The organism is Demequina sp. (assembly GCF_024642165.1).
Taxonomy (GTDB): domain Bacteria; phylum Actinomycetota; class Actinomycetes; order Actinomycetales; family Demequinaceae; genus Demequina.
In genome coordinates this window covers 1-25,095 of the sequence record NZ_JAHEBP010000006.1, presented here as the reverse complement: position 1 = coordinate 25,095, position 25,095 = coordinate 1, and the positions used below count along the sequence as shown (strand labels likewise).

General features: G+C 71.4%; 26 protein-coding genes. 6 read left to right on the top strand and 20 right to left on the bottom strand.

Annotation, left to right across the window (positions count from 1 at the left end):
* Positions 1-8 precede the first annotated feature (8 nt).
* Positions 9-1,607: an ABC-F family ATP-binding cassette domain-containing protein gene (locus Q0L54_RS01285; RefSeq protein WP_296664786.1), complete on the bottom strand. Its 1,599-nt coding sequence runs from the start codon at positions 1,605-1,607 to the stop codon at positions 9-11.
* A 131-nt stretch (positions 1,608-1,738) separates the two neighbouring features.
* Between Q0L54_RS01285 and Q0L54_RS01280 the strand changes: the two genes are divergently transcribed.
* From Q0L54_RS01280 to Q0L54_RS01265, 4 genes are read left to right on the top strand one after another with little or no spacing between them, the layout of a single operon-like run.
* A complete protein-coding gene (locus Q0L54_RS01280; protein WP_296664784.1) occupies positions 1,739-2,422 on the top strand; it encodes a biotin transporter BioY in 684 nt (227 codons plus the stop codon).
* Positions 2,423-2,431: 9 nt separating this feature from the next.
* Positions 2,432-3,139, top strand: coding sequence for an energy-coupling factor ABC transporter ATP-binding protein (locus Q0L54_RS01275; protein WP_296664782.1), 708 nt, complete (start codon positions 2,432-2,434; stop codon positions 3,137-3,139).
* Positions 3,136-3,864: an energy-coupling factor transporter transmembrane protein EcfT gene (locus Q0L54_RS01270; RefSeq protein WP_296664780.1), complete on the top strand. Its 729-nt coding sequence runs from the start codon at positions 3,136-3,138 to the stop codon at positions 3,862-3,864. Before Q0L54_RS01275 ends, Q0L54_RS01270 begins: the two co-directional genes overlap by 4 nt.
* Positions 3,865-3,891: 27 nt before the next feature.
* The gene (locus Q0L54_RS01265; RefSeq protein ID WP_296664778.1) at positions 3,892-4,788 is read left to right on the top strand and encodes a neutral zinc metallopeptidase; all 897 of its coding nucleotides are present in this window, start codon (positions 3,892-3,894) and stop codon (positions 4,786-4,788) included.
* A 36-nt stretch (positions 4,789-4,824) separates the two neighbouring features.
* On the opposite strand, the gene Q0L54_RS01260 is transcribed toward Q0L54_RS01265, so the two are convergent.
* The 9 genes from Q0L54_RS01260 to Q0L54_RS01220 are packed head-to-tail and all read right to left on the bottom strand — an operon-like array spanning position 4,825 to position 11,843.
* Positions 4,825-5,373 carry a DUF1697 domain-containing protein gene (locus Q0L54_RS01260; protein WP_296664776.1) on the bottom strand — a complete coding sequence of 183 codons (549 nt, stop codon included), beginning with the start codon at positions 5,371-5,373 and terminating at the stop codon, positions 4,825-4,827.
* A gap of 30 nt (positions 5,374-5,403) precedes the next feature.
* Entirely contained in the window at positions 5,404-5,730 is a 327-nt protein-coding gene (locus tag Q0L54_RS01255; RefSeq protein WP_296664774.1) for a metal-sulfur cluster assembly factor, read from the bottom strand.
* Positions 5,727-6,200, bottom strand: a complete 474-nt coding sequence (gene sufU, locus Q0L54_RS01250; RefSeq protein WP_296664773.1) for a Fe-S cluster assembly sulfur transfer protein SufU — start codon at positions 6,198-6,200, stop codon at positions 5,727-5,729. The genes Q0L54_RS01255 and sufU overlap by 4 nt, the downstream gene beginning before the upstream one ends.
* A complete protein-coding gene (locus Q0L54_RS01245) occupies positions 6,197-7,468 on the bottom strand; it encodes a SufS family cysteine desulfurase (protein ID WP_296664771.1) in 1,272 nt (423 codons plus the stop codon). The genes sufU and Q0L54_RS01245 overlap by 4 nt, the downstream gene beginning before the upstream one ends.
* A gap of 3 nt (positions 7,469-7,471) precedes the next feature.
* Positions 7,472-8,227, bottom strand: coding sequence for a Fe-S cluster assembly ATPase SufC (gene sufC, locus Q0L54_RS01240; protein ID WP_296664769.1), 756 nt, complete (start codon positions 8,225-8,227; stop codon positions 7,472-7,474).
* Positions 8,224-8,577, bottom strand: coding sequence for a non-heme iron oxygenase ferredoxin subunit (locus Q0L54_RS01235; RefSeq protein WP_296664768.1), 354 nt, complete (start codon positions 8,575-8,577; stop codon positions 8,224-8,226). The genes sufC and Q0L54_RS01235 overlap by 4 nt, the downstream gene beginning before the upstream one ends.
* Positions 8,570-9,766, bottom strand: coding sequence for a Fe-S cluster assembly protein SufD (gene sufD / locus Q0L54_RS01230; protein ID WP_296664766.1), 1,197 nt, complete (start codon positions 9,764-9,766; stop codon positions 8,570-8,572). Before sufD ends, Q0L54_RS01235 begins: the two co-directional genes overlap by 8 nt.
* Positions 9,763-11,190, bottom strand: a complete 1,428-nt coding sequence (sufB, locus tag Q0L54_RS01225) for a Fe-S cluster assembly protein SufB (RefSeq protein ID WP_296664765.1) — start codon at positions 11,188-11,190, stop codon at positions 9,763-9,765. The genes sufD and sufB overlap by 4 nt, the downstream gene beginning before the upstream one ends.
* Positions 11,191-11,192: 2 nt before the next feature.
* Complete coding sequence (locus tag Q0L54_RS01220; protein WP_296664763.1) at positions 11,193-11,843, bottom strand: helix-turn-helix domain-containing protein; 651 nt, start codon at positions 11,841-11,843, stop codon at positions 11,193-11,195.
* A gap of 148 nt (positions 11,844-11,991) precedes the next feature.
* Between Q0L54_RS01220 and Q0L54_RS01215 the strand changes: the two genes are divergently transcribed.
* Together Q0L54_RS01215 and Q0L54_RS01210 are read left to right on the top strand one after the other, a co-directional pair.
* Positions 11,992-12,921 (top strand): COX15/CtaA family protein, encoded by a 930-nt coding sequence (locus Q0L54_RS01215; protein WP_296664761.1) that lies wholly within the window; start codon positions 11,992-11,994, stop codon positions 12,919-12,921.
* A 58-nt stretch (positions 12,922-12,979) separates the two neighbouring features.
* Entirely contained in the window at positions 12,980-15,046 is a 2,067-nt protein-coding gene (locus Q0L54_RS01210; RefSeq protein WP_296664759.1) for an acyltransferase family protein, read from the top strand.
* Positions 15,047-15,066: 20 nt separating this feature from the next.
* Here the strand turns inward: Q0L54_RS01210 and Q0L54_RS01205 are convergent, their stop codons facing one another.
* From Q0L54_RS01205 to Q0L54_RS01160, 10 genes are read right to left on the bottom strand one after another with little or no spacing between them, the layout of a single operon-like run.
* Positions 15,067-15,693, bottom strand: coding sequence for an NUDIX hydrolase (locus Q0L54_RS01205; RefSeq protein ID WP_296664757.1), 627 nt, complete (start codon positions 15,691-15,693; stop codon positions 15,067-15,069).
* Between the two features lie 4 nt (positions 15,694-15,697).
* Complete coding sequence (locus tag Q0L54_RS01200) at positions 15,698-17,416, bottom strand: CTP synthase (protein ID WP_296664755.1); 1,719 nt, start codon at positions 17,414-17,416, stop codon at positions 15,698-15,700.
* 14 nt (positions 17,417-17,430) lie between these two features.
* Entirely contained in the window at positions 17,431-18,336 is a 906-nt protein-coding gene (locus Q0L54_RS01195; protein ID WP_296664753.1) for a copper transporter, read from the bottom strand.
* Positions 18,333-19,463: a putative cytokinetic ring protein SteA gene (gene steA / locus Q0L54_RS01190; RefSeq protein ID WP_296664751.1), complete on the bottom strand. Its 1,131-nt coding sequence runs from the start codon at positions 19,461-19,463 to the stop codon at positions 18,333-18,335. The genes Q0L54_RS01195 and steA overlap by 4 nt, the downstream gene beginning before the upstream one ends.
* A 5-nt stretch (positions 19,464-19,468) precedes the next feature.
* A complete protein-coding gene (gene recN / locus Q0L54_RS01185; RefSeq protein WP_296664750.1) occupies positions 19,469-21,151 on the bottom strand; it encodes a DNA repair protein RecN in 1,683 nt (560 codons plus the stop codon).
* Between the two features lie 2 nt (positions 21,152-21,153).
* Positions 21,154-22,020: an NAD kinase gene (locus Q0L54_RS01180; RefSeq protein ID WP_296664747.1), complete on the bottom strand. Its 867-nt coding sequence runs from the start codon at positions 22,018-22,020 to the stop codon at positions 21,154-21,156.
* Positions 22,017-22,841 carry a TlyA family RNA methyltransferase gene (locus Q0L54_RS01175; protein WP_296664745.1) on the bottom strand — a complete coding sequence of 275 codons (825 nt, stop codon included), beginning with the start codon at positions 22,839-22,841 and terminating at the stop codon, positions 22,017-22,019. The genes Q0L54_RS01180 and Q0L54_RS01175 overlap by 4 nt, the downstream gene beginning before the upstream one ends.
* 2 nt (positions 22,842-22,843) lie before the next feature.
* Complete coding sequence (locus tag Q0L54_RS01170; RefSeq protein ID WP_296664743.1) at positions 22,844-23,017, bottom strand: hypothetical protein; 174 nt, start codon at positions 23,015-23,017, stop codon at positions 22,844-22,846.
* Positions 23,018-23,020: 3 nt separating this feature from the next.
* Entirely contained in the window at positions 23,021-24,034 is a 1,014-nt protein-coding gene (locus tag Q0L54_RS01165; protein ID WP_296664741.1) for an HAD-IIA family hydrolase, read from the bottom strand.
* On the bottom strand, positions 24,031-24,774 hold the full coding sequence (locus Q0L54_RS01160) for a hypothetical protein (protein WP_296664739.1): 744 nt from the start codon (positions 24,772-24,774) through the stop codon (positions 24,031-24,033). The genes Q0L54_RS01165 and Q0L54_RS01160 overlap by 4 nt, the downstream gene beginning before the upstream one ends.
* Positions 24,775-25,095: the final 321 nt, after the last annotated feature.

The following is a 25,095-nucleotide window of genomic DNA, read 5'->3' as shown; positions in this document are numbered from 1 at the left end:
GAACGTCCTCAGGCGAGTTCGACGAGCTCCCGGTAGGTGTCGTTCCAGAGATCCTCGACCGCGTCGGGCAGCAGCAGGACGCGCTCGGGCTCGAGCGCGTCGACGGCGCCCTCGTCGTGCGTCACCAGCACCACCGCGCCCTCATAGGTGCGCAGCGCCCGCAGGATCTCGGCGCGAGACGCCGGGTCGAGGTTGTTCGTGGGCTCGTCGAGCAGCAGCACGTTCGCCTGACTCACCACCAGCGTCGCGAGCGCCAACCGCGTCTTCTCACCACCCGACAGGACACCAGCGGGCTTGAGCGCATCGTCCCCCTGGAACAGGAAGGATCCGAGCACGTTACGCACCTCGGTATCGGTGAGGTCGGGGGCGGCGTGACGGAGGTTCTCCAAGACGGTCGCGCTCAGGTCGAGCGTGTCGTGCTCCTGGGCGTAGTAGCCGAGCTTGAGTCCGTGACCCGACTGGACCTCGCCGGTGTCCGGGTCCTCGACGCCGCTGAGCAGGCGCAGCAGCGTGGTCTTGCCCGCGCCGTTGAGCCCCAGCACCACCACCCGAGACCCGCGGTCGATGGCCAGCTCGACGTCCGTGAAGATTTCGAGCGAGCCGTACGACTTCGACAGCTCGGCCGCCCGGAGCGGCGTCTTCCCGCAGGCCGCGGGGGTAGGGAACCGCAACGCGGCGACGCGGTCCTGAACCCGCTCGCCCTCGACACCCGCCAGCATCTTCTCCGCACGCTTCGCCATGTTCTGGGCCGCCACCGCCTTGGTGGCCTTCGCGCGCATCTTGTCGGCCTGGGCGAGCAACGCCGCGGCCTTCTTCTCCGCGTTGTCCCGCTCGCGGTGCCGACGCTTCTCGTCGGTCTCGCGCTGACGGAGGTACAGGTCCCAGCCCAACGCGTACTGGTCGAGCTCGCCGCGATTCGCATCGAGGTGGAACACGCGAGTGACGGAGGCGCGCAGCAGCTCGACGTCGTGGGAGATCACCACCAGCCCGCCGGGGAAGGACGCCAGGAACCCGCGCAGCCACACGATGGAGTCCGCGTCGAGGTGGTTGGTGGGCTCGTCGAGCAGCAGGGTCTCCGCATCGGAGAACAGGATGCGCGCGAGTTCGACTCGGCGACGCTGACCGCCGGACAGCGTCCCGATGGGCTGGCCGAGCACGCGCTGGTCGAGGCCCAGGTTGGCCGCGATGCGATGCGCCTCGGATTCGGCCGCGTAGCCGCCCGCCGCCCGGAAGCGCTCCTCGATGCCAGGGTACTGGTCCATGGCCTTGTCCCGGGCGCGCTCGTCGTCGCCCGCCATCGCCTCCTCGGCGGCGCGCATCTTCGACATGAGCCCGGCGAGGTCTCGCACCGCGAGGATCCGGTCCAGCGCGGGCTGTTCGAGGTCGCCGGAGCGGGGATCCTGCGGGAGGTACCCGATGCGCCCCCGGTGCGTGACGGAGCCTCCCGTGGGCTGCGCCTCGCCCGCGAGGATGCGCGTCATCGTGGTCTTGCCGGCGCCGTTTCGCCCCACCAGGCCGATGCGGTCGCCGGGTCCGATCTGGAAGGTGGCGGGTTGCAGGAGCACGCGGGCGCCGATCCGGATCTCCAGATCCTTGGCGATGATCACACGGTCTCCCTGCTGCCGGTACGGCGGTTCTTGTGGCGTCCCCACAACGTTTCTGCACCCGGGGTGGAACCCGACCCCGGGGACGCGGGGCGCGGATAGGGTGACCGCGTCCATTATCCCAGGGGGTCCCCATGGCAAAGAACCGCGGCTTCACCGCCCAGTCCATCGCACTCGTCGCCGTCTTCGCAGGCCTCATCGCCGCGTCGACGCTCGTGCCCGAGATCGCGCTGATCGGCGGCGTGCCGATCACGCTGCAGACCTTCGCGATCGTGCTGACCGGCCTGGTGCTGGGCCCGTGGCGCGCGCTCGCCGCCGTCTCCCTGTACCTGGTGCTCGGCCTCGCCGGCGCACCCATCTTCGCCAACGGCGCCGCTGGCCTCGCGGTCCTGACGGGCCCGACGGGCGGCTACCTCATCGGCTTCGTCGCCGCCGCGGTCGTGCTCGGCTTCATCGCCCAGGCCCTGGCCCACCGCGGCGTGCTGGCGCGGCGCGGCGTCGCCGCCGGTGCGCTCATCGCCGCCGGGCTCGTGTCGATCCCGGTGGTCTACGCCTTCGGCGTGCCGTGGCTGGCGTGGCGCACCGGCATGCCGATCATGCCCGTCGGGTGCACAGGGCTCACCGACCCGGACTGCGTCTCCGCCGTCACCGTGGGCGTGGTGCCCTTCATCCCCGGCGACATCGTGAAGGTGGTCCTCGCAGGCATCGTCGCGGCCACCATCCACCGCGCCTACCCGGGCCTGCTAGGCACCACCCGCACCCGTGCGCAGGCCGCCTCCGACGCGCCCGAGGACGAACAGGCCGCCGCCACCGCTTAACCTTGACGCATGATCGAGTTCAAGGAAGCGGCCGTCGTCGCGCCCGATTCCGGAGTGCCGATCCTCGAGCCGACCACCCTGACGCTGGCCGAGGATCGCATCAGCATCATCGGCGCCAACGGCTCGGGGAAGTCGACGCTTGCGCGCCTCATCAACGGCCTGGTGCTGCCGGTCAGCGGATCCGTCGAGGTCGACGGCCTCGACACCGCCAAGCACGGCGCGCAGGTGCGTCGCAGGGTGGGCTATCTCTTCACCGATCCCTCGGCGCAGCTGATCATGCCCACCGGGGTCGAGGACGTGGCGCTGTCCCTGCGACGCGTCATCAAGAACCGCAAGGAACGTGACGACGCGGCGATGTCCGCGCTGAAGGAGATCGGGCTCGCCACCAAGGCGGACGTCTCCGTCAACGCCTTGTCGGGCGGCCAGCGCCAGCTGCTCGCCCTCGCGGGCGTGCTGGCCTGCACCCCGTCCATCGTGGTGGCCGACGAGCCCACCACGCTGCTCGACCTGCGCTGGCGCGCGCATGTGGGCGCGCTGCTGCGCTCGCTGCCGCTCCAGGTCATCGAGGTCACCCACGACCTCGACTCCGCGGCGAAGGCGCAGCGCACTCTCGTGATCGACCTCGGCCGGGTCGTCTACGACGGCTCGCCCAAGGAGGCCGTCCAGGTCTATCGCGACCTCATGTTCGGTCGCGCCAGCCAGGGGGCGAACGCTTGATCTCGCTGCTGGGCCTCTACCGGCCGCGGAACACGCCCCTCCACCGGGCGCCGGCGTGGTTCAAGATGCTGCTGCTGCTGGGCATGTCCATCACGTGCCTCGTGGTCTCGGACCCGGTCACCAGCATCGGCATCACCCTCGCCTGCCTGCTGCTCCTCGCCTCCACGCTGCCGCCCGCGAAGGCGACGCTCAGGGGGATGGGCTTCATCGTCCTGATCGCCGCGCTCACCACCGTCTTCCAGGTGTGGCGCGGCGAGTACATCCGCGCCCTCGACCTCGCGGGCGACCTGATCTCGATCGCCGCGTTGGCGCTCGCGGTGAGCTGCTCGACCTCCATGGGCGAGATGCTCGACTTCGTCACCGCTCTCGCGAGACCCTTGCGATGGATCCTGCCCCCGGAGACCATCGGCGTCATGGTGGCGCTCACCCTGCGGGCGATCCCGGAGGCCGCTCGCATCCTGGTCGAGGCGAGGGTCGCGGCCCGGGCGCGCGGCCTGGACCGCAGCGTGAGGGCCATCCTGATCCCCTCGGCGTCCCGCACCGTCGGATTCGCCCTCCAGCTGGGCCAGGCGCTGCACGCGCGCGGCATCGCTGAATCGGGGCGCGGGGCGCACGTGCCGGAACCCGTGGGCGCTGTCGAGGGCGAGGGCTCCCCGGCCGCCCGCCTCGGGGAGCCGCCCGTCCGCGACGCCACGCCTCCCGACTCCGAGTCTGGGGCGCGCTAGCCTGAGGCCACCGAGGGGGAGGTGTCGATGGCGTTCAACGAGGGATCGCGGCTGGACCCGGGCCGCGTGCGCTCCGGGCGCCGTGGGGCCACCGGCGGCATCGCGATCGGTGGCGGCATAGGCGGCCTTGCCATCGTCCTCCTCTACATGTTCCTCGGCGGCAATCCGAATGACCTGGGCGGCCTCATGGGCGGCAGCGGCGTGGCACCGGTGGATCAGACGTCCCAGGGCGACCTCGACGAGCGCTGCCAGACCGGGGCGGACGCGAACCAGTACACCGACTGCCGGATGGTGGGCGCGGTCAACTCCCTCGACGCCTACTGGGTCGACGCACTGCCCGCCGCCGGGTTCGCCTTCGACTACCCGGGCATCACCCTCTTCGACGGCTCGGCGCAGTCGGGCTGCGGCACGGCCTCGTCCTCGACGGGCCCGTTCTACTGCCCGCCCGATTCGACCATCTATCTCGACGTGGCGTTCTTCGACGTGCTCGAGCAGCAGTTCGGCTCCTCGGGCGGGCCGCTCGCACAGATGTACGTGATGGCGCACGAGTACGGACACCACATCGAGAACCTCATCGGCGTCTTCGACGTCGCCGATCGCACCGCTTCCGGGGCGGACTCCGACTCGGTGAAGGTCGAGCTCATGGCGGACTGCCTGGCGGGTGTGTGGGCCGGCCACGCGGCGACCGTGCCCGACGAGTCGGGGACGCCGTTCCTGCAGCCGCTCACGGACCAGGATGTCGCGGACGCTGTGTCCGCCGCGGAATCCGTGGGCGACGATCGGATCCAGGAGGCCGTCCAGGGCGAGGTCAACCCTCACTCCTTCACACACGGCACGTCGGAGCAGCGCCGAGAGGCCTTCATCGTCGGCTATGAGCGGGGCACGTTGGCCGCGTGCGACGCGTTCGGCGTCACCCGGCGGTAGCGGCGCGGCCGGACGATGCGCGGGCCCGGCGGTCCGTCAGTCGTGGTCGAGCATCCCGACGAGCGTGGTGGTGGTGCGCCAGTTGCGGATGGTCATGTCCTGGTAGACGGGCGACGCCATGACGGTCGACATGCGACTGCGGGTCCGCTGCGCGCTGAGGCGGCGGAAGTACACCACGGACTCGCCCGCCCAGACGGTGTCGACGCCGTCCCGGATTCCGAACGCCGCCGCGGCGTCGCCGGCATCCACGCCCGGCCGCAGGAACGCCGCGTCGTAGTGGTACACCGCCGGCTCAGAGCCGAAGCCGTCCGGAGCATCGTCCACGGCAGATCTCAGCGCGTGGGCGTCGACCGTGACCACCACGGTGTCGACGCCGAACGCCTCCGCGAGCACGCCGACCACCGTGTCCCCCACCTCGGACGTCGAGCGTCCCGCGCCGTCGGCCAGCACATTGCCGGACTGGATGTACGTGCGCACCTCACCGAGGCCGGCCTCCTCCAGTCGCGTTCGCAAGGCGGCCATGGGCACGGGGTTGCGTCCGCCGACGTTGATGCCGCGGATCAGGACCGCGTGGGTGGCGGGCACGGTGCGGGCTCGGCGGTGAGGCCGGGATCGTCAGACGTTGAAGCCGAGCGCGCGCAGCTGCTCGCGGCCGTCGTCCGTGATCTTGTCCGGGCCCCACGGCGGCATCCACACCCAGTTGATGCGGAAGCCGTCGACCAGCCCGTCGAGCGCCTGGGAGGTCTGATCCTCGATGACGTCGGTGAGCGGGCACGCGGCGGACGTGAGCGTCATGTCGATCACGGCGTGGCGGTTCTCATCGAGCATCACGCCGTAGACGAGGCCCAGGTCCACCACGTTGATGCCCAGCTCGGGGTCGATGACGTCGCGGAGGGCCTCCTCGACGTCCGCTGCGTTCGCGGGTGACTTCGTCTCGGTCATTGCTGTCCTCCCTCTGACGCGGATCGCGCCTGGATGAGCGCGTCCCTGAAGGCCATCCAGCCCAGCAGGGCGCACTTGATACGTGCGGGGTACTTGCCCACGCCCACGAAGGCCGTGGCGTCGCCGAGCAGATCCTCGCGCTCCTCGTCGAGGTGCTCGCCTTTCGACTGCATGAGCGCGCGGAACGCCTCCACGGTGTCATCGGCGGTCGCGATCGACTCGCCGTCGAGCAGCTCGCTGAGCGCGGAGACGGAGGCCTGCGAGATCGAGCACCCCTGGCCCTCCCACGACAGGGAGGCGATGCGGTCGCCCTCCAGGCCGACGCGCAGCGTGACCTCGTCCCCGCAGGTGGTGTTGACCTGGTGGGACTCGCCGTGCGCGGGCAGCGTCACCTCGACCAGGCCCCGGCCGTGCGCCTCGCGGGCGTGATCCATGATGACCTGCTGGTACATCTGCTCGAGGGTGCTCATGCGTGGACTCCGAAGAACGAGCGGACGGTCGCCAGCGCCTCGACGAAGGCGCGAGCGTCGTCCTCGCGGGTATAGACGTGGGCCGAGGCGCGGGTGGACCCCGTGAGCCCGAATCGGCGGTGGAGCGGCTGGGCGCAGTGATGACCCACGCGGGCCAGCACGCCCAGATCGTCGAGCACCTGTCCGACGTCGTGCGCGTGGACGCCGTCCACCGCGACGGCCGCGAGGCCCAGGACGTCGATGCGGTCCGGGTCGCCGACGGGACCGAGCAGGCGCACCCCCGGGAGCTCCGCGACGCCCTCGCGCATGATCTGCGCCAGCCGCGCCTCGTGACGCGCGACCTGGTCCATGCCGAGGTCCATCAGGTAGCGTGCGGCGGCCCCCATCCCCACGGCCTGAGCCACGGGCTGCGTCCCGGGCTCGAAGCGCATCGGCGCCTCCAGCCAGGTGGTGCGCTCCATGGTGACGATGGCGATGGCGCCCCCGCCGAAGACCGACGGCGGCAGCGCGTCGAGCAGCTCCTTGCGGCCCCAGAGCGCGCCGATGCCGGTCGGGCCCAACATCTTGTGCCCCGAGAACGCCATGAAGTCGACGCCCAGTTGGGCGACGTCGACGGGCAGGTGCGGCACCGACTGGCAGGCATCCAGCACCGTGAGCGCGCCCACCTCGCGGGCGCGCGCCACGAGGGGCGCGACGTCCGCGACGATGCCGGTGACGTTGCCGGCGTGGGAGAACGCGAGCACCGTGGTGGAGCCGTTGACGATGGTGTCGAGGTTGTCGAGGTCGAAGCGGCCGTCGTCGTCCACCGGGATCCAGGCCAGCTCGGCGCCGGTGCGGGCCGCGAGCTGCTGCCACGGGATGAGGTTGGCGTGATGCTCGGCCTCGGTCACGACGATGCGGTCGCCGGGTCCGATCCGGAATCGCGCCGCCTCCTCGCCGCCCGCGCCCAGCGACGCGTCGCCGATGCCGTTCGCGACCAGGTTGATCGAGGCCGTCGCGCCCGAGGTCCAGACGATCTCCTCGGGGGACGCGCCCACCAGCCGCGCGACGTCGGAGCGTGCGGACTCGAACGCCTCGGTCGCCTCCTCGGCGAGCAGGTGCGCGCCGCGGGCGACCGCGCCGTTGTGCTCACGGTAGAACGCCGACTCCGCCTCCAGGACCGCGCTCGGCTTCTGCGAGGTGGCCGCGGAGTCCAGGTACACGAGCGGCTTCCCGTTCCTCACCGTGCGGGAGAGGATCGGGAAGTCGTCGTGCAGGTCGCGCAGCATGGATCAGGCGCTCGCCAGGTACCGGTCGTAGCCCTCGGCCTCGAGGCGCTCGGCGAGCTCCGGGCCGCCCTCCTCGGCCACGCGGCCGTTGACGAACACGTGCACGAAGTCGGGCTGGATGTAGCGCAGGATGCGCGTGTAGTGCGTGATCAGCATGATGCCCAGGCCGGTCGCATCCTTGGCGCGGTTGACGCCCTCGGAGACCACGCGCAGGGCGTCCACGTCGAGGCCGGAGTCCGTCTCGTCGAGGATCGCGACCTTGGGCGCGAGCAGCTCCATCTGGAGGATCTCGTGGCGCTTCTTCTCACCGCCGGAGAAGCCCTCGTTGACGCCGCGCTCGCCGAACGCCGGATCCATGCGCAGGTTCTCCATCGCGCCCTTGACGTCCTTGACCCAGGTACGGAGCTTGGGGGCCTCGCCGTCGATCGCGGTCTTCGCCGTGCGCAGGAAGTTGGACACCGAGACGCCGGGCACCTCGACGGGGTACTGCATCGCGAGGAACAGGCCCGCCTTGGCACGCTCGTCGACGGTCATCGCGAGCACGTCCTCGCCGTCGAGAGTGACGGTGCCCTCGGTGATCTCGTACTTGGGGTGTCCCGCGATGGAGTACGCGAGGGTGGACTTGCCGGAGCCGTTGGGGCCCATGATCGCGTGGGTCTCACCCGACGCGATGGTCAGGTCGACGCCCTTGAGGATCTCCTTGGTGCCTTCGGGGGTGTCCACGCTGACGTGGAGGTTGCGGATCTCGAGGGTGCTCATGCGTTCTCCTTGGAAAGGTGCGGGGTGTCGATGTCGACGAGCACGCGCTCGCCGTCGATACGGGTGGGGTAGGTCGCGACGGGGACCATCGCCGGGAACTCGTCCGGCACGCCGGTGCGGACGTCGAAGCGGGAGCCGTGGGCCCAGCACTCCACGTGGCAGCCCTCGACCTCACCTTCCGACAGGGACACCTCGCCGTGGGTGCAGAGGTCGTCGATGGCGTAGAAGTCGCCGTCGCCCGAGCGCACGATCGCGACCGGGATGTCGGAGCCGTTCTCGAGCGTCAACTCGGCCAACATCGCCGAGTTGGGCTCAAGGTCGCTCACCAGGCAGGCGAACTGCTCACTCATTCTCGAGCTCCTCCTCCACGTGTTCGAGCTCGAGCTCGATCTGACGCATCAGGCCGGCCTCGACTGCGGGCACGCCGATCTCGCGGATCAGGTCCGCGAAGAAGCCGCGTACCACCAGCTTGCGAGCCTCCTCCTCGGAGATGCCGCGCGAGCGCAGGTAGAACATCTGCTCCTCGTCGAAGCGGCCGGTCGCGGAGGCGTGACCCGCGCCCTCGATCTCGCCGGTCTCGATCTCCAGGTTGGGGACCGAGTCCGCCCGCGCACCGTCGGTGAGCACCAGGTTGCGATTGAGCTCGTAGGTGTCCGTGCCCTCGGCTGCGGCGCGGATGAGCACGTCGCCCACCCACACGGTCCGCGCGGTGGCGCCCGCGAGCGCGCCCTTGTAGGTCACGCGAGACGTGCAACGCGGCACGGCGTGATCGACGAAGAGCTGGTGCTCCTGGTGCTGACCGGAGTCCGCGAAGTAGAGCCCGTACAGGTCGACGCGCGCACCCTCGCCCGCGAAAGCGGCCGACGTGTTGAGGCGCACCACCTTGCCGCCCAGCGTGACCACGGATCCGTGCAGCCGCGCGTCCCGCCCGAGGCGCGCGACCACCTCGCCGGCGTGCACGGCGTCGGCGTCCCACTGCTGCAGCAGCACCAGGTTGAGGCCGGCGTTGTCTCGCAGGTCGATCGACACCAGCTCGGAGTACCGCGCTGTGCCGGTGCGGTTGATGACCACGGTCGCCTCGGAGCTCTGCCCGAGCTCGAGCAGCAGGTGGCCGCGCACGTCGCCGCCGGTGCCATGCAGGTCGACGGTGATGGGCTCGTCGACCACGGTGTTGGGCGCCACGGTGAGCGCCATGGCGCCGCCGGCGTGCTTGACGGCCACGGCCGAGGCGCGGTCGCCGGGGCCGCGCACCGTGCGTTCACGCGCCGCGTCGGGGTCCACCTGCGTGAGGGTGACGCCGGCGGGCAGGTCGCTGGTGGTCCACTCGAGCCTGCCGTCGACCGCCTCGTCCTTGAACAGCGGCGCGAGGTCGCGCATCGCGCTGAAGCGCCAGTTCTCCTCACGCCCGGTGGGCATGGGGAACGCGTCGACGTCGAAGGACGTGCGACGGTCCGCGCGGGAGCTGTCGGGAACGGTGGCGCCCACGCCGTGCGTGTGCGCGGCGTCGACGGTGGCCTGGCTGTGATCGGTGACGGTCAACCGACGGATCCTTCCATCTGAAGCTCGATGAGGCGGTTGAGCTCGAGCGCGTACTCCATGGGCAGCTCGCGCGCGATGGGCTCGACGAACCCGCGCACGATCATCGCCATCGCCTCGAACTCGTTCATTCCTCGCGACATGAGGTAGAACAACTGGTCCTCGCTCACGCGCGACACGGTCGCCTCGTGAGCCATGTGGACGTCGTCCTCGCGGACGTCGACGTACGGGTACGTGTCGGAGCGTGAGATCTGGTCGACCAGCAGCGCGTCGCACAACACGTTCGACTTCGAGTTCTTGGCGCCCTCGAGGATCTGCACCAGCCCGCGGTAGGACGTACGGCCACCGCCGCGCGCGACGGACTTGGACACGATCGATGACGACGTGTTCGGGGCGGCGTGGACCATCTTGGAGCCCGCGTCCTGGTGCTGGCCCTCGCCGGCGAAGGCGATCGACAGGGTCTCGCCGCGGGCGTGCTCGCCCAGCAGGAAGATCGCCGGGTACTTCATGGTGACCTTGGAGCCGATGTTTCCGTCGACCCACTCCATCGTCGCGCCCTCGGCGGCCGTGGCGCGCTTGGTCACCAGGTTGTACACGTTGTTGGACCAGTTCTGGATGGTCGTGTAGCGGACGCGCGCGTTCTTCTTCACGATGATCTCGACCACCGCGGAGTGCAGCGAGTCCGAGCTGTAGATGGGCGCGGTGCAGCCCTCGACGTAGTGCACGTATGAGCCCTCGTCGGCGATGATCAGCGTGCGCTCGAACTGGCCCATGTTCTCGGTGTTGATGCGGAAGTAGGCCTGGAGCGGGATCTCGACGTGGACGCCCGGCGGGACGTAGACGAACGAGCCACCCGACCACACCGCCGTGTTCAGCGCCGCGAACTTGTTGTCGCCCACCGGAATCACGGTGCCGAAGTACTGCTCGAACATCTCGGGGTGCTCGCGCAGCGCCGTGTCGGTGTCGAGGAACAGCACGCCCTGCGCCTCCAGGTCCTCGCGGATCTGGTGGTAGACCACCTCGGACTCGTACTGGGCGGCCACGCCAGCGACCAGCCGCTGCTTCTCCGCCTCCGGGATGCCCAGCCTGTCGTAGGTGTTCTTGATGTCGTCGGGCAGGTCTTCCCAGCTGGTGGCCTGCTTCTCCGTCGACCGCACGAAGTACTTGATGTTGTCGAAGTCGATACCGGTGAGGTCCGAGCCCCAGTGGGGCAGGGGCTTCTTGCCGAAGAGCTTGAGGCCCTTGAGGCGGAGTTCGAGCATCCACTCGGGCTCGTTCTTCAGCGCCGAGATCTCGCGGACGACGTCCTCGTTCAGGCCGCGCTTGGCGAGCGCGCCGGCGCTGTCGGAGTCGTGCCATCCGAACTGGTAGTTGCCGATCGAGGCGATGGCCTCGTCCTGCGTCATGGGCTCGGTGGGAGCACTCATGCTCATCCTTCCTTCCGGGTGGGGGTGGTGAGCGGGATGGTGGTGGTGCAGACGTGTGCGCCGCCCGCAAGGGTCGACAGCCGCTGCACGTGCACGTCGAGGACCCTCGAGAAGGCGCGGGCCTCGGCCTCGCACCACTCGGGGGTCTTCTCCGCGATGGACTGGACGGGGCAGTGCCCCTGGCACAACTGGACGGTGATGCCGCCGGGTCCGGGACGCACCGATGCGGCGTATCCCTTCTCGCCGAGCGCTGCTGCCAGCGATGCGACCTTGCGCTCCATGGGGGCGGCGGGGTCGACGGCGCGCGCCAGCGCGGTCTCGAGCTCCTTCGCCTTGCCCTCGACGAAGGCCTCGAGCGCGCCCGCGTCGCGCAGCGAGGCGAGCGCGTCGACGGCGACGTCGCGATACGCGGACGTCAGGGCGCGCTGGCCCTCGGAGGTCGCGACATACGAACGCGCAGGGCGACCCCGGCCCCGCACGTGCGAGCCCGCCGGCTCGTGGTCGACGATGTGACCCGCGTCGAGCAGCGACCCGAGGTGGCGGCGCACGCCGGCGGGCGTCACGCCCAACTCGCGGGCGAGCGCGGCGGCGGTGATGGGTCCCGCGGTGGCGATCAGGCTGAGGACGCGGTCGCGAGTCGTGTCGGCAGACATACGACCTCCGTGAGAGCGCTCGGGGAAGCCCGCGGACGGGCCCGGTGAATAAGCAAACATTCTCGTTGTCAAAACTGTTCCTCGCAAGCAAGGCGAGCCTTACCGGAGAACGCCCGGACGGCCCCCGGTGCACCCGTACTATTGGCGGGTGACAAGCACCACCGACCGCCGCAACCCCGTCCGCGCCGCCGGAGCCGCCGTGGCGGACCTCCTCGGCCGCCACGCGCGCGGGCTCACGTTGGCCAACATCGCGACGCAGGGCGGCATCATCGTGACCGGCGGCGCGGTGCGCCTCACGGGATCGGGCCTGGGCTGCTCCACCTGGCCGCAGTGCGAGCCCGGGAGCTTCGTGCCCGCGGCGTTCGGCGAGACCACCTTTCACCCCTACGTCGAGTTCGGCAACCGCCTGCTCACCTTCGTGCTGCTGCTGGTCGCCGCCGCGATGGCGATCGCCGTGTGGCGCACGCGTCGGGAACTGCGCTGGTGGGGCCTCGTGCCGCTGCTCGGCGTGGTCGCCCAGGCCGTCGTGGGCGGGGTGACCGTGCTGGTGGACCTGCACCCGCTGGTGGTGGCTCCGCACCTGCTGTTGAGCCTCGCGCTGGTCTGGTACTCGGTGCGCTTCGCCCTGCGCTACCGCGGCGCGCACGGCCGCCTCGGCACGTCGCTCGCCCTCGAACGCTGGGTGTCCCTCGGGCTGCTCGGCGTGCTCGTGGTGCTGGGGGCGCTCACCACCGGCGCGGGACCGCACTCCGGCGACGCCAACGCCACCGAGCGCCTCGCCCTCGATCCGGCGCTGGTGGCCCGGGCTCATGCGATGACGGTGTGGGCGTTCGTCGCCGTGTTGGCGTGGATGGGCTGGCGCATCCGTCGTGACCGGTCCGCGGGCGATCGCGACGAGGCGCGGCGGGCGTGGCTGGTGCTCGTCGTCGTGACCCTCGCGCAGGGCCTCGTCGGCTACGTCCAGTACTTCACCGGACTGCCCATCGTGCTCGTCGGCGCACACCTGCTCGGGGCCGCCGTGCTGGTCGCGGCGCACTCCGCCGCGTTCCGGCTGCTCCGCGTCGAGACCCCCGCCTGATCGCCTTCCCGGCGATAATGGGCGGGCCGCCGCTCCCCGGACCCGAAGGAAACTCTGCATGACGACCACCGCCGCCACCCGTTCGAAGGCCGGCCCCACCGCCGGCTTCCGGCCGGAGATCCAGGCGCTGCGCGCGCTGGCGGTGCTGGGCGTGGTGCTGTTCCACCTGTGGCCGGGGCGGCTCACCGGCGGGTACGCGGGTGTCGACGTCTTCTTCGTGATCTCCGGCTACCTCATCACCTCGCACCTGGCGCGCGAGGTGACCCGCACGGGACGGATCGCCCTGAGCCGCTTCTGGGCGCGTCGCGTCCGCCGGCTCCTGCCCGCGGCGCTGTCGGTGCTGGTGCTCACCACCGCCGCCACGTACCTCTGGGTCCCTCGGAGCCTGTGGACCCAGCACCTCTGGGAGGTCATCGCCTCCGCGACCTACTGGCAGAACTGGCGGCTGACGGCGGAGGCGGTCGACTACCTCGGGGCGGAGAACAACCCGTCATCCGTCGAGCACTACTGGTCGCTCTCGGTCGAGGAGCAGTTCTACCTGCTCTGGCCGCTGCTGCTGGTGGGGGCGCTCATCCTCGCGCGGCGCCTGGGCGTCGACAACCGGCGCGTGTTCATGGTCATGCTCGCGCTCGTGGGGGCCGTGGGCCTGACGACGTCGATCTGGATGACCGCGACCAACCCGGCGGCCGCCTACTTCGTCACCCCCACCCGCGTGTGGGAGTTCGCCGTGGGCGGCCTGCTCGCGTTCGCGCCGGCCGCCACGGCACGCCTGGGCGACCGTGGCCGCGCCGCGACCGCCTGGGCGGGCTGGGCGGCGATCGCGGTGACCTTTGTGCTCTACACGCCGCGCACCCCCTTCCCGGGCTGGACGGCTCTGTTGCCGGTGCTGGGCACAGCCGCGGTGATCTGGGCCGGCTCCTTCGAGCGCGGCGTGCTGGCGCGGGTCACCGGGTGGCGCCCCGTCCAGTACACCGGCGACGTGTCCTACTCGCTCTATCTGTGGCACTGGCCGTTCATCGTCATCGTTCCCTACGCGCTGGATCGTCCCCCGTCCTTCCTCGGCAACGTCGCGATCCTGGTGGTCTGCTACGTGCTCGCCGGGTTGTCCAAGCGCTTCATCGAGGACCCCGCCCGCGACGGCGCGCTGCTGCGCAACCGCACCGGGCGAACGTACGCGTTCGCGGTCGTGTCGATGGCGGTGACCGTCGCATTCGCGGCGTGGGGCATCGTCGCGGCGCAGGGCAGCCTCACGGACTCGGAGGAACGCACCACGGAGCTCGTGGGGCGCACCGAGGGATGCTTCGGGGCCGCCGCGGTGCTGGGCGGCGAACAGCCGTGCGTGGACCCCGAGCTGGACGGCGTGCTACTGCCCGAGCCCGCGGCGATCCTCGAGGACACGGGCGACGCGTATGCGTGCTACGACCAGTCCCCCGGCGCGTCCGTCCAGACGTGCACCTACGGCTCGACGGCGCCCGACGCGCTCAAGGTGGCTCTCATCGGCAACTCCCACGCCGCATCGTTGCTGCCGGGCCTGATGGACCAGCTCGACACCGCGAACTGGACGCTCGACACCTACCTGTCACGCGGGTGCGAGTGGCAGGCCCCACGACCGGACGACGCCGAGTGCGCCGAGCACCGTCAGGCCCTCCAGCAGGCCATGGAGGGCGGCGGCTACGACCTGATCCTCGTGTCCGAACGCCGTTCGCTCACCATCCCCGCCGGCGACCCCAACCCCGCCGCCGCGCTCCATGCGCAGGCGTGGGCGCCGCTTCTCGAGCAGGGCGTCCCCATCGTGGCCGTGGCGGACAACCCGGTGATGACGGACACGTCCTTGGACTGCATCGCGCGTGCCGACGGCTTCGACTCCGCGTCCGAGTGCGGCGTGGCACGGTCCGACGGGTTGGGCACGTCCGACCACCTGCCCGAGGCCGTCGAGCTTGCCGGCGACGGCGCCTACCTGGTCGACTACACGGACCTCTACTGCGACGAGTCGTGGTGCCCCGCCGTGATCGGCCACGTCATCGCGTACCGCGATCGCACCCACATCACGGCGACGTTCAGCCGGACCCTGGCGCCGTTCCTCGTGGCCGACGTGCAGGACATCCTGGCCTCCCACGCCGGGTGAGGACGATGCGCCGGGGGCGATCAGTCCAGGGGTGACGGCGGGCGTCGCCAGGCCGCGTCAGCCGGCCTGAGGGTGGCGCCGTGTGAGCGCCTGGCGGCATCGACCGCCATCGCGCCCGCCAGCAGGGTGGGCCCGCAGATCGAGCCGGCCCAGATCGATGCGAGGACCTCGTCGAGAGGCACCCAGCGCCCCTCCATATCTCGCTCCTCCTCGGAGCGTGCGAAGCGCTTGGCCTCGGGGACCTCGGCGATGTCGCGCGCGAGGTAGATGCGGATGCCCTCGGATGAGCCACCCGGCGAGGCGTACATGTCGATCAGCACGTCCCAACGCGCGGCGGTGAGATCGGCCTCCTCGAACAGCTCACGGGCGGCGGCGTCCCGAGGGTCCTCGTCGGCGAGGTCGAGCAGACCCGCCGGGGGCTCCCAGGTCTCCGTGCGCACGGGGTGCCGGTACTGGCGCACCAGGAACAGCTCGTCCCGGTCGTTGAGCGCCATCACGGCCACCGCGCCCGTGTGGTGCACGTAGTTCCGCGTCACGACGCCGGACTCACCCAGGTCCACCGTGTCCGTCCGGAGGTCCCAGACGCGCCCCGCGAAGGACAGCTCCGTGGCGAGCACCGGGCGCTCGGCCGGGACGTCGGCGATCACGCGTTCAGACGTTCGCGACCGCCTCGTCGGCGGCCTCCGCCGGAACCGTTGCCGCCGCCTCGACGGCGGCCGCGCGGCGCGCGACGGCGGCGCCGATGAGCCCGGCGAACAGCGGGTGCGCCTTCGTGGGGCGTGACCGGAACTCCGGGTGAGCCTGAGTGGACACGTAGTACGGATGCGTCTCCCGCGGAAGCTCGACGAACTCCACGAGGGAGCGGTCGGGACTCTCGCCGGACACGATCAGCCCGGCCTCCTCGAGTCGCGCCCGGTAGGCGTTGTTGACCTCGTAGCGGTGGCGGTGGCGCTCGCCCACCGTGGTGACGCCGTAGGTCTGGGCGACCACCGAGCCCTCCTTGAGGACGGCGGGGTACTCGCCCAGGCGCATCGTTCCTCCCAGGTTGCCCTTGCCGTCGACGATCTCGAGCTGCTCCTCCATGGTGGCCACCACGGGGTGCGGGGTGTCGGGATCGAACTCCGAGCTGGAGGCGCCCTCAAGGCCCAGCACGTTGCGGGCGTACTCCATCACCATGGTCTGAAGGCCCAGGCAGATACCGAGCGTGGGGACCTTGTTCTCGCGGGCCCAACGCAGCGCGCCGATCTTGCCGTCGACGCCGCGGATGCCGAAGCCGCCGGGCACGAGCACGCCGTCGACGCCGCCGAGCGCCTCCTGCGCGCCCTCGGGCGTCTGACAACGGTCGGAGGCGACCCACCGCAGCCGCACCCGCGCGTTGTGGTGGAACCCTCCGGCACGCAGCGCCTCGCTCACCGACAGGTACGCGTCGGGCAGGTCGACGTACTTGCCGACCAGCGCGATCTCGACCTCCTTGGCGGGCTTGTGGACGCGCTTGAGAACCTCGTTCCAGGCGCCCCACTCGACGTCGTGGAACGCCAGGTCGAGGCGACGCACCACGTAGGCGTCGAGGCCCTCGGAGTGCAGGACCTTGGGGATGTCGTAGATGCTGGGCGCGTCGACAGCGTTGACCACGGCCGCGGCGTCGACGTCGCACATCAGCGCGACCTTGTTCTTGACGGACGCGGGCACCTCGCGGTCGGAGCGCAAGACGAGCGCGTCCGGCTGGATGCCGATGCTGCGCAGGGCGGCCACCGAGTGCTGCGTGGGCTTGGTCTTCTGCTCGCCCGAGGGTCCGATGTACGGCACCAGAGAGACGTGGAGGAAGAACACGTGGTCGCGGCCCACGTCGTGGCGGACCTGGCGGGCCGCCTCGAGGAACGGCTGCGACTCGATGTCGCCCACCGTGCCGCCGATCTCGGTGATGATGACGTCCACGCCCGGCCCGGCCTGCTCGCGCATGCGGCGCTTGATCTCGTCCGTGATGTGCGGGATCACCTGAACCGTGTCGCCCAGGTACTCGCCGCGGCGCTCCTTGGCGATGACCTGGGAGTACACCTGGCCGGTGGTGACGTTTGACGAGGCGGACAGCTCGACGTCGAGGAAGCGCTCGTAGTGCCCGATGTCCAGGTCCGTCTCGGCGCCGTCGTCGGTGACGAACACCTCGCCGTGCTGGAACGGGTTCATGGTGCCCGGATCCACGTTGAGATAGGGATCGAGCTTCTGCATGGTCACCCGGATGCCGCGAGACCTCAGCAGCCGCCCGAGGCTCGACGCCGTCAGACCCTTCCCGAGGGAGGACACAACGCCTCCGGTGACGAAGATGTGACGGGTGACATGGTCCGTACCGGACGAGAATCGCGTTCGCTCCACGGGCTTCGAGCCTATCAGCCGTCGGCGCCTGATGGGACGCCCGAATCGCCGAGGATCCCCGGGACCTGTCCGTCCGCGTAGTCCGGGCGGGCCCCGACCACCGTCTCGGCGACGGTCGCCGCCACCGTGACGGAACCCACGGTCCAGCCGGTCGCGGCCACCGTCGCCACCGCGTCTCCGGGCGCGAAGGGGGCCACCGCCGCGGGGGCGCCGGCCACCGTCACGGGAGCGTCATACCTGCTGAAAGCGTTGACCAGGCCCGCGGTCGCGTCACCGTCGGAGCCCGCGACCACGATCACGGCATCGGCGCGGGCGGCGGGCTGTCCCGTCGCCAGATCGGCCTGCTCGAGCAGGTCCCAGAGCACGGCTCCGCGGTCCGCACCGGCCGCGTCGATCTCGGCGAGATCCGTCCCGGTGGGTGCCGCACCGGTTGATCCCTGAACGAAGGCCTCGGCGAGAATCTCCTCTGGATCGGTGGAGTCGACACCCACCAGCGACGGCGCGACCTGATCGGCGAGGGCGGATCGAAAGGGCCGCGTGGCGGGGTCGGTCCACCCGTCGGCGAGCTGCACGGTGCCCGCGAGGTCTCCCCCCGCCAGGCCGATCCGTGCGCCGATCGCGGCCACCGCATCGTCCGACGCGCCGGGCGCGACCACGATCACCACGGCGGAGCCGGGCAGCAGCCCCGCCAGGATCGCGGGCGCGGCACCGTCGATGTAGGCGACGGCGGCATCGGCGCGGGCGCGCTCCGCGTCCGTCTGAGCGCGCGCGCCGTCGAGGTCCGTCTGGAGGGTGTCGATCTGTTCGCCCAGATCGCCCAGCAGCGCGGCCCGCAGAGGCCCGGAGCCGAGCACCACCCCGATCGCCAGGACAGCGAGCCCGGCGGCGGCGGCCAGCAGCCGTGACCGGGTGTCACTCATCGATCGCCGCCCAGGGTCGCCGTGAGCCAGTCCCAAGCGCCAGCGATCGCATCGTGCCCCTCGGGGGTGCCCCAGGCGGCCAGCGCGACGGCCACCACGGCGAGGCCGAGCGCGCCCCATGCCATCCACGCGCTGTACCGGTGCCGATAGACGGTGCCGAGCACGCGCGCGTCGACCACCACGCCGGTCGCCACGAGCCGGGTGAGCAGCGCTCCGGCCCCGGCCACAGTCCGATCCTCGACGTAGTCGAGCAGCCCGTCCCGCGCACCTGCCACCACCACCACGGAGGCGCCGGAGGCGTGGGCGGCCAACACGGCCACGTCCTCGCTGCCGATCACGGCGTCGCAGGCGTCGTGGGAGAGGCCGATCGCCTGCGCCCGGGAGCGGCCGGCGTCGCGCCCCTCGGGGTCGTGGACGATCACCTGGCCGGCACCGCGCAGCGCATCCTCGCTCACGGCGTCGATGTCGCCCACGACGATGCGCGGCACCAGCCCCGCGGCGCGCGCCGCATCGGCGCCCTCGCCCACGGCGATCACCACCGGGCGGCGCTCACGGGCGAAGCGGGCGAGGCCCGGGTCCGTCCCCGAGAACCGCGGGGTGACCACCACCACCGGGCGGCCGTCGACGGGCAGACGGAGCTGGGGCAGGCCCACCCCGTCGAGCAGCAGACCGGCGTCACGGTCGAGCAGGTCGAGCGCGTTGGCCGTGAACGAGGCGACGTGGACATGGAGATCTTCACCCGCCTCCCTCACCCTGCGCTCGACGTCCTCCACGGTGAGCAGTTCGCCCGCGGCGACGACGTCGCCGTCGACGGTCACCAACGCGCCCTCGAGCGCGACCCGCGCGCCGTCGCGCACCCCCAGCACGGCCTCCCCGGCAGCGTCGATCACGGGGATCGCAGCCTCGAGCAGCACCAGAGCTCCGGTGGTGGGCAGGCGGCCGGACAGCGACCGCCGTACGTTGACCACGGCCGCCGGGCGTCGCGCGGCGAGCGCGGACGCCGCGCGCCTGTCCAGGTCGAGCACATCGATGATGGCGATGTCGCCGGGCTGCAGCCGCCGGGAGAGCTCAAGGGGCGAGGAGTCGACCCGGGCCGGGCCCGTGATGGTGGTCGTGGCGGCGGTCATGGCCGCTATGGTGCCACGCGCGACGCCTCCAGCAGCTCACGCGCGTGGGCGAGTGCGGTCTTCGAGTCCTCGCGCCCGGACAGCAGGCGAGCGAGCTCCTCGACCCGGTCCTCGCCATCGACCTCGTGGACCTGCGCGCGGGTCACGGCGCCGTCCGAGGCCTTGGCGACCACCACATGCCGGTCGGCGTACGCCGCCACCTGGGCGAGATGGGTGACCACCAGCACCTGGTGGGTGCGCGCCAGCTCGGCGAGGCGCCGGCCGACGGCGATGGCGGCACGTCCGCCCACACCGGCGTCGACCTCGTCGAAGACGAACGTGTGGCCGGGCGCGGCGGCGTGCCGCGCGAGCGACACCTCGATCGCGAGCATGATCCGTGACAGCTCGCCGCCCGACGCCGCCTGGGCCACGGGCCGGTGCGGCGCTCCGGGGTGCGACGCGAGAGTCATGCTGACGTCATCGGCGCCCGAATGCCGCAGCTCCGCACGCTCGACCTCGACGGCGAAGGATGCGTCGGGCATGGCGAGCCCGCTGAGCTCGGCGGCGACGTCGGTGGCGAGGCGGGCGGCGGCCTCGCGGCGGCTGGCGGTGAGCGCGGCGGCACGGGACTCGACCTCGAGTGCAGCCGCACGTTCCGCCTCACGGCGCGCGGCGAGGCTCTCGTCCCACGAGTCGTCCTCGGCGACGGCCGCCGCCGCGCGCTCGCGGTAGGCCAGCACCCCATCGAGGTCCGCGCCGATGCGGCGCATCAGGGCGTTGAGATCGGCGCGCCGGGCCTGCAGCTCGTGGAGTCGAGCGGGGTCTGCATCCATGCGATCCAGGTACGACGCGAGTTCCTGGGCGACGTCCGCCGCACCGTAGGCGACATCCGCGAGTCGCGTCTCGAGTTCGGCGAGGCCGGGGTCGTGACGTGAGGCGTCCGCCAGCGCGCGGCGCGCGGCGTCCACGGCGACCACCACGGTGAGTTCCGACTCGCCGTCGATGGCCTCGCGTGCGCCCGCCACTCCGGCCCGCACCGCCTCGGAGTTCTCGAGGACCTCGGCCTGCGATCTGAGCGCCCGGTCCTCCCCGGCCTGCGGAGCGACCTGGTCGATCGCGGCCAGGTCGTCACGCATGCGTGCGGCCTCGAGGCGCGCGAGATGCGCGCCCGATTCCATTCGCTCGAGCTCGTCCTGGGCGTGACGCCACGCCCACCAGGCCTGGGTGTAGCCGTCCAGCAAGTCGGAGTGACCCGCGTAGCCGTCGAGGATCCCGCGCTGTTCGGCGGCCGAGCGCAGCCGCGCCTGGTCGCTCTGCCCGTGCACGGTGACCCAGTGGGTAGCGACCTCGGCGAGCACGCCCTGGGGCACGGTCCGCCCGCCCACGACGGTGCGCGAGCGTGTGGTGGCGCCCACGCTGCGGCTGACGATGACCGTCCCGTCGTCGTCGAGCGCCGCGCCCGCCTCGCTCAGGCGTTCGGCGGGCCAGGAGCCCGGGACCACATCCACCACGGCCTCGGCGAGCGCCGCATCGGCGCCGCTGCGGACCGTCGCGGGCACGGACTTGGACCCCACGATCAGTCCCAGCCCGGTCAGCACCATCGTCTTGCCTGCCCCGGTCTCCCCCGTCACGCAGGTGAGCCCGGGCCCGAGCTCCAGGCGGGCGGACTCGATCACGCCAAGGTTCTCGATCGCAAGCTCGCGCAGCACGGTCAGATCCCCGCGGCCCACCCGTCGAGGTCGCGGTTGCCGCGGAAGCCGTCGACGGGAAGGGAGAACTTCTTCACGAGCCGCTCGCTGAACGGGGCATCGGACATGCGGGCCAGATGCACGGTCTCGCCGCCGCGGCGCGCCTCGACCCGGCCGCCCTTCGCCACCTCGATCGCGCGAGCGCCGTCGAGCACCACCTGCGCGTCGCTCGCGGACCGCTCGAGGATCTCCACCGTGATCGTCGATGAACGCCCCACCACCAGCGGGCGCGCGAAGAGGGCGTGCGCGGCCAGTGGCACCACCAGCAGAGCATCGACATCGGGCCACAAGACGGGGCCGCCGGCGCTGAAGGCGTGGGCCGTCGATCCGGTGGACGTCGCGATGACCACGCCGTCGCAGCCGAAGGTGGACAACGGGCGCCCGTCGATGTCGAGGCCCACCTCGACCGTGGTGCGGAGGTTGGCCCGCTCGACGGTGGCCTCGTTGAGCGCCCATCCCGACGTGACAGAGCCGTCGGGCGCCGTCACGGTGACGTCGAGGGTGCCGCGCTCCTCTATCTCGTAGTCGCCCTCGGCGAGTCGCCGCGCGGCGTGCGCCACGTCGTCGCGCTCGAGTTCCGCGAGGAAGCCCACCCTGCCCAGGTTGACGCCCAGCAGCGGGATCCCCGTGCCGTGCGTGAGGTGTGCGGCGTGGAGCATCGTGCCGTCGCCGCCGAGTACCAGCGCCGCCTCGATGGGCTTGTCGACGCCCTGCGTGAAGTCGCTGCATACGTCGACGCCCTCTGCCGTGAGCGCCGCTCTCGCGAGCTCGGCCGCATCGAGGGTCTCGGGACGGTGCGGGTTCGTAAGGATCAGGATCCGGCGCGTCATGGCGTGCCTCCCGTCTGATCCTCGATCGAGGCCCTCACCAGGCCTTCCGTGAGCGCGTCCGGGCGTGGACGGCTGCCGCCCCTAGCCTGCCATGCCCGAGACGCCCACACGAAGAACTCGACGTTGCCGTGCGGGCCGGGCAGCGCGGATCTCGCGATCCTGTGGATGGACAGCCCGGCCGTCGTCAGCGCGTCGACCACCCTCGCGACCGCGCGCGCACGATCGTCACGGTTGGTGACCACGCCCCCCTTGCCCAGGCGTTCACGGCCCACCTCGAACTGAGGCTTCACCATGAGGAGCAGGTCCACGTCCTCCGCGCACGTCGCGAGTAGCGGCTCGACCAGCAAGGTCAGCGAGATGAAGGACACATCGGCCACCACCAGGTCCGGGCGCTCGCCGCCCAGGTGCTCGGAGGTCAGCTCGCGAGCGTTGAGGCCCTCCCGTGCCACCACCCTCGGGTCGCTCGCGACCACCGGCGACAGCTGGCCGTGGCCCACGTCGATCGCGTGGACCCGCACCGCCCCGCGCTCCAGCAACACCTGGGTGAAGCCGCCCGTCGACGCACCCACATCGAGACAGGTGCGGCCCACGACGTCGATCTGGGGGCAGGCCTCGAGCGCGCCCACAAGTTTGTGCGCGGCACGTGAGACGAAGTCTTCTCCTGCCGTATGGACGGTGACCTCCGCATCGTCCCGGACGTCCATCGCCGACTTCGACACGACGACTCCGTCGACCGAGACGTCGCCCGCGTCGATCAACTGCTGGGCGCGGGTGCGCGACTGTACGAGCCCGCGCGCCACGAGCGCGCGGTCCAGCCGCATGGTCAGCGAGGCTCGTCGCGGAGGCGGTTGGACAGCGCCTCCTGCACCTTGTCGAAGAACGCGGCCTGCTGCTCCAAGTCCTCCGGCAGCTCGGTCACGGCCTTGAGGGCCTCTTGGACCTCCGCTGGATACTCGACATGCCCCAGGGATTCACGCGCGTCGTTGATGTCACCCATGTGTCAGGAGGCTACTCCGAAGTGCGGAAGCGTCTCAACATCGATCTGCTCGCCCGCGTCCGCCGCGGCCCAGGCGGCCGCGCACGCGGCGCGCAGCCGGTCCATGGGATCGCCGCCGTCCGCGACCAGCCGGCGCTCCGTGACCCGGGCGCGCGCCTGGCCCACGTGCCACCAGCGGTCGACGAGCTCGGGCGCAGGGTGCGCCTCCTCGAGGGTCGAGAGGTCGCCGCCGATGAACGACGGTCGCTCCGCGGGCACCGCGAGCACCGCATCGCGCGCGCTGGACACGCCGGTAAGCACCAGCAGTCCGGGCATCGCAGCCGCGCGCGCGCCGCGCAGATCCGTGTCGAGGCGGTCGCCGATCATGAGCGGACGCTCGGCGCCCGCCTTGCGGGCAGCGAGATGGAACATCGCAGGCTCGGGCTTGCCCGCGGAGACCGGATCTACGCCGGTCGCGGTGCGCACCACGCCCACGAGCGAGCCGTTGCCGGGTGCCATGCCGCGCTCGGTCGGGAGCGTGAGATCGAGGTTGGTGGCGAAGAACCGGGCGCCGGCGTTGATCGCGTAGACCGCCTCGGCGAAGTCCTTCCACCCCAGATGCGGCGCGAAGCCCTGAATGACCGCCACCGGGTGGTCCGTCGCGCTGTCGACAATCACGAAGCCCTTCGCCGCCACGGCCGTGTGAAGGCCCGCGCCGCCCACCACCAGGACCTTCTGTCCCGTCCGCACCTGCTCGGCGAGCAGTTCCGCACCGGCCTGCGCGGCGGTCATCACCTCGCCGGGAGCACAGGGGATACCCAGTTCCGAGAGGTGGCCCGCTACAGTCTCAGGCTCGCGCGACGCGTTGTTCGTGACGAACAGGAGCCGCATCCCCGCGGCCCGCGCTGCCTCGAGGGCGGGCGGTGCGGTCGGGATGGAGTGCGAGCCCTTGTAGGCCACTCCGTCGAGGTCGACGAGTGCGACGTCGAAGGCCTCGCGCAGCGGAACGTCGGTCCCCAGCAGCCCCGCCTCGGTCATGCGCGCTCCTCATCCGTCGATGCCTCGTCGTCGATCTCGTCGTCGTCGATCTCGTCGTCCGCATCCTCCTCCGGCTCGGGCTCGGGGAGCTCGGCTGTGTCGTACAGGAGGATGTCGTCCTCGATGTCCTCCTCGACCGCCTCCGGGATAGCGGCCTCGAGGCCGTCGGCCTCATCATCGCGCCCAAGCGCTCTGAGCACCGCTACGCGCGCCTCGTCGACGCGCGCCTGCAGATCCTCGCCTTGCGGGACGATGCGCGAGAGCAGCAGGTGCGCCGCCTCCGCATCCCCCATGTCCAGCCGCGCACCGGCGATCACGATCTGCATCTCGACGGCGACGTCGCCCCGCAGGGATCGCGCATCGGGTTCATCGGCGATCGCGAGGGCTCGCTCAGGACGGCCTAGACCGCGCTCGCAGTCGGCCATCAGCGGCAGGTGCGCGACGTCGCCTCCGAGCCGACGCACGGTGCGGAACTCTCGTAGCGCCTCCGCGTAGCGCCCGGTGGCGTAGGCCGTCAGAGCGGCGGCCTCTCGCACCACATCGACGCGCCCACCGCGCTGAGCGGCCACCTGGGCGTGCCGGTACGCGAGCTCCGGATCGATGTCGATCAGGTTGCCAGCCATGATGAGGTGGCGCCCCACGTCCTCGGCGTTGTCCTTGCTCAGCGTGCGCAGTCGCGCACGGACGGCGCGGTCGAGGTCCCCGTACGTGATCTCTTCGGGGATCTCGGGAGCCTCCACGTACTGAGACTTGGTCAGCGGGATGCCGGCGCCCCGCGAGGACCGGTCGTCGGCGTCTTGGCGGTCACGGCCTGCGCGTTCGGGACGCGGCCCGCGCGGCCCGCGTTCGTTGTCGGAGTCACGGCGCGGACGGTCGCTGCGCTCGCCACCCTGGTAGGGCTTGCGGGGTCGGTCGCCATCGAAGTCACGCCGAGGACGGTCGCTGCGCTCGGTCCGGTCGGTCCGGTCTCCACCCTGGTAGGGCTTGCGAGGCCGGTCGCCATCGAAGTCACGACGCGGACGGTCGCTACGCTCTCCACCCTGATAGGGCTTGCGAGGCCG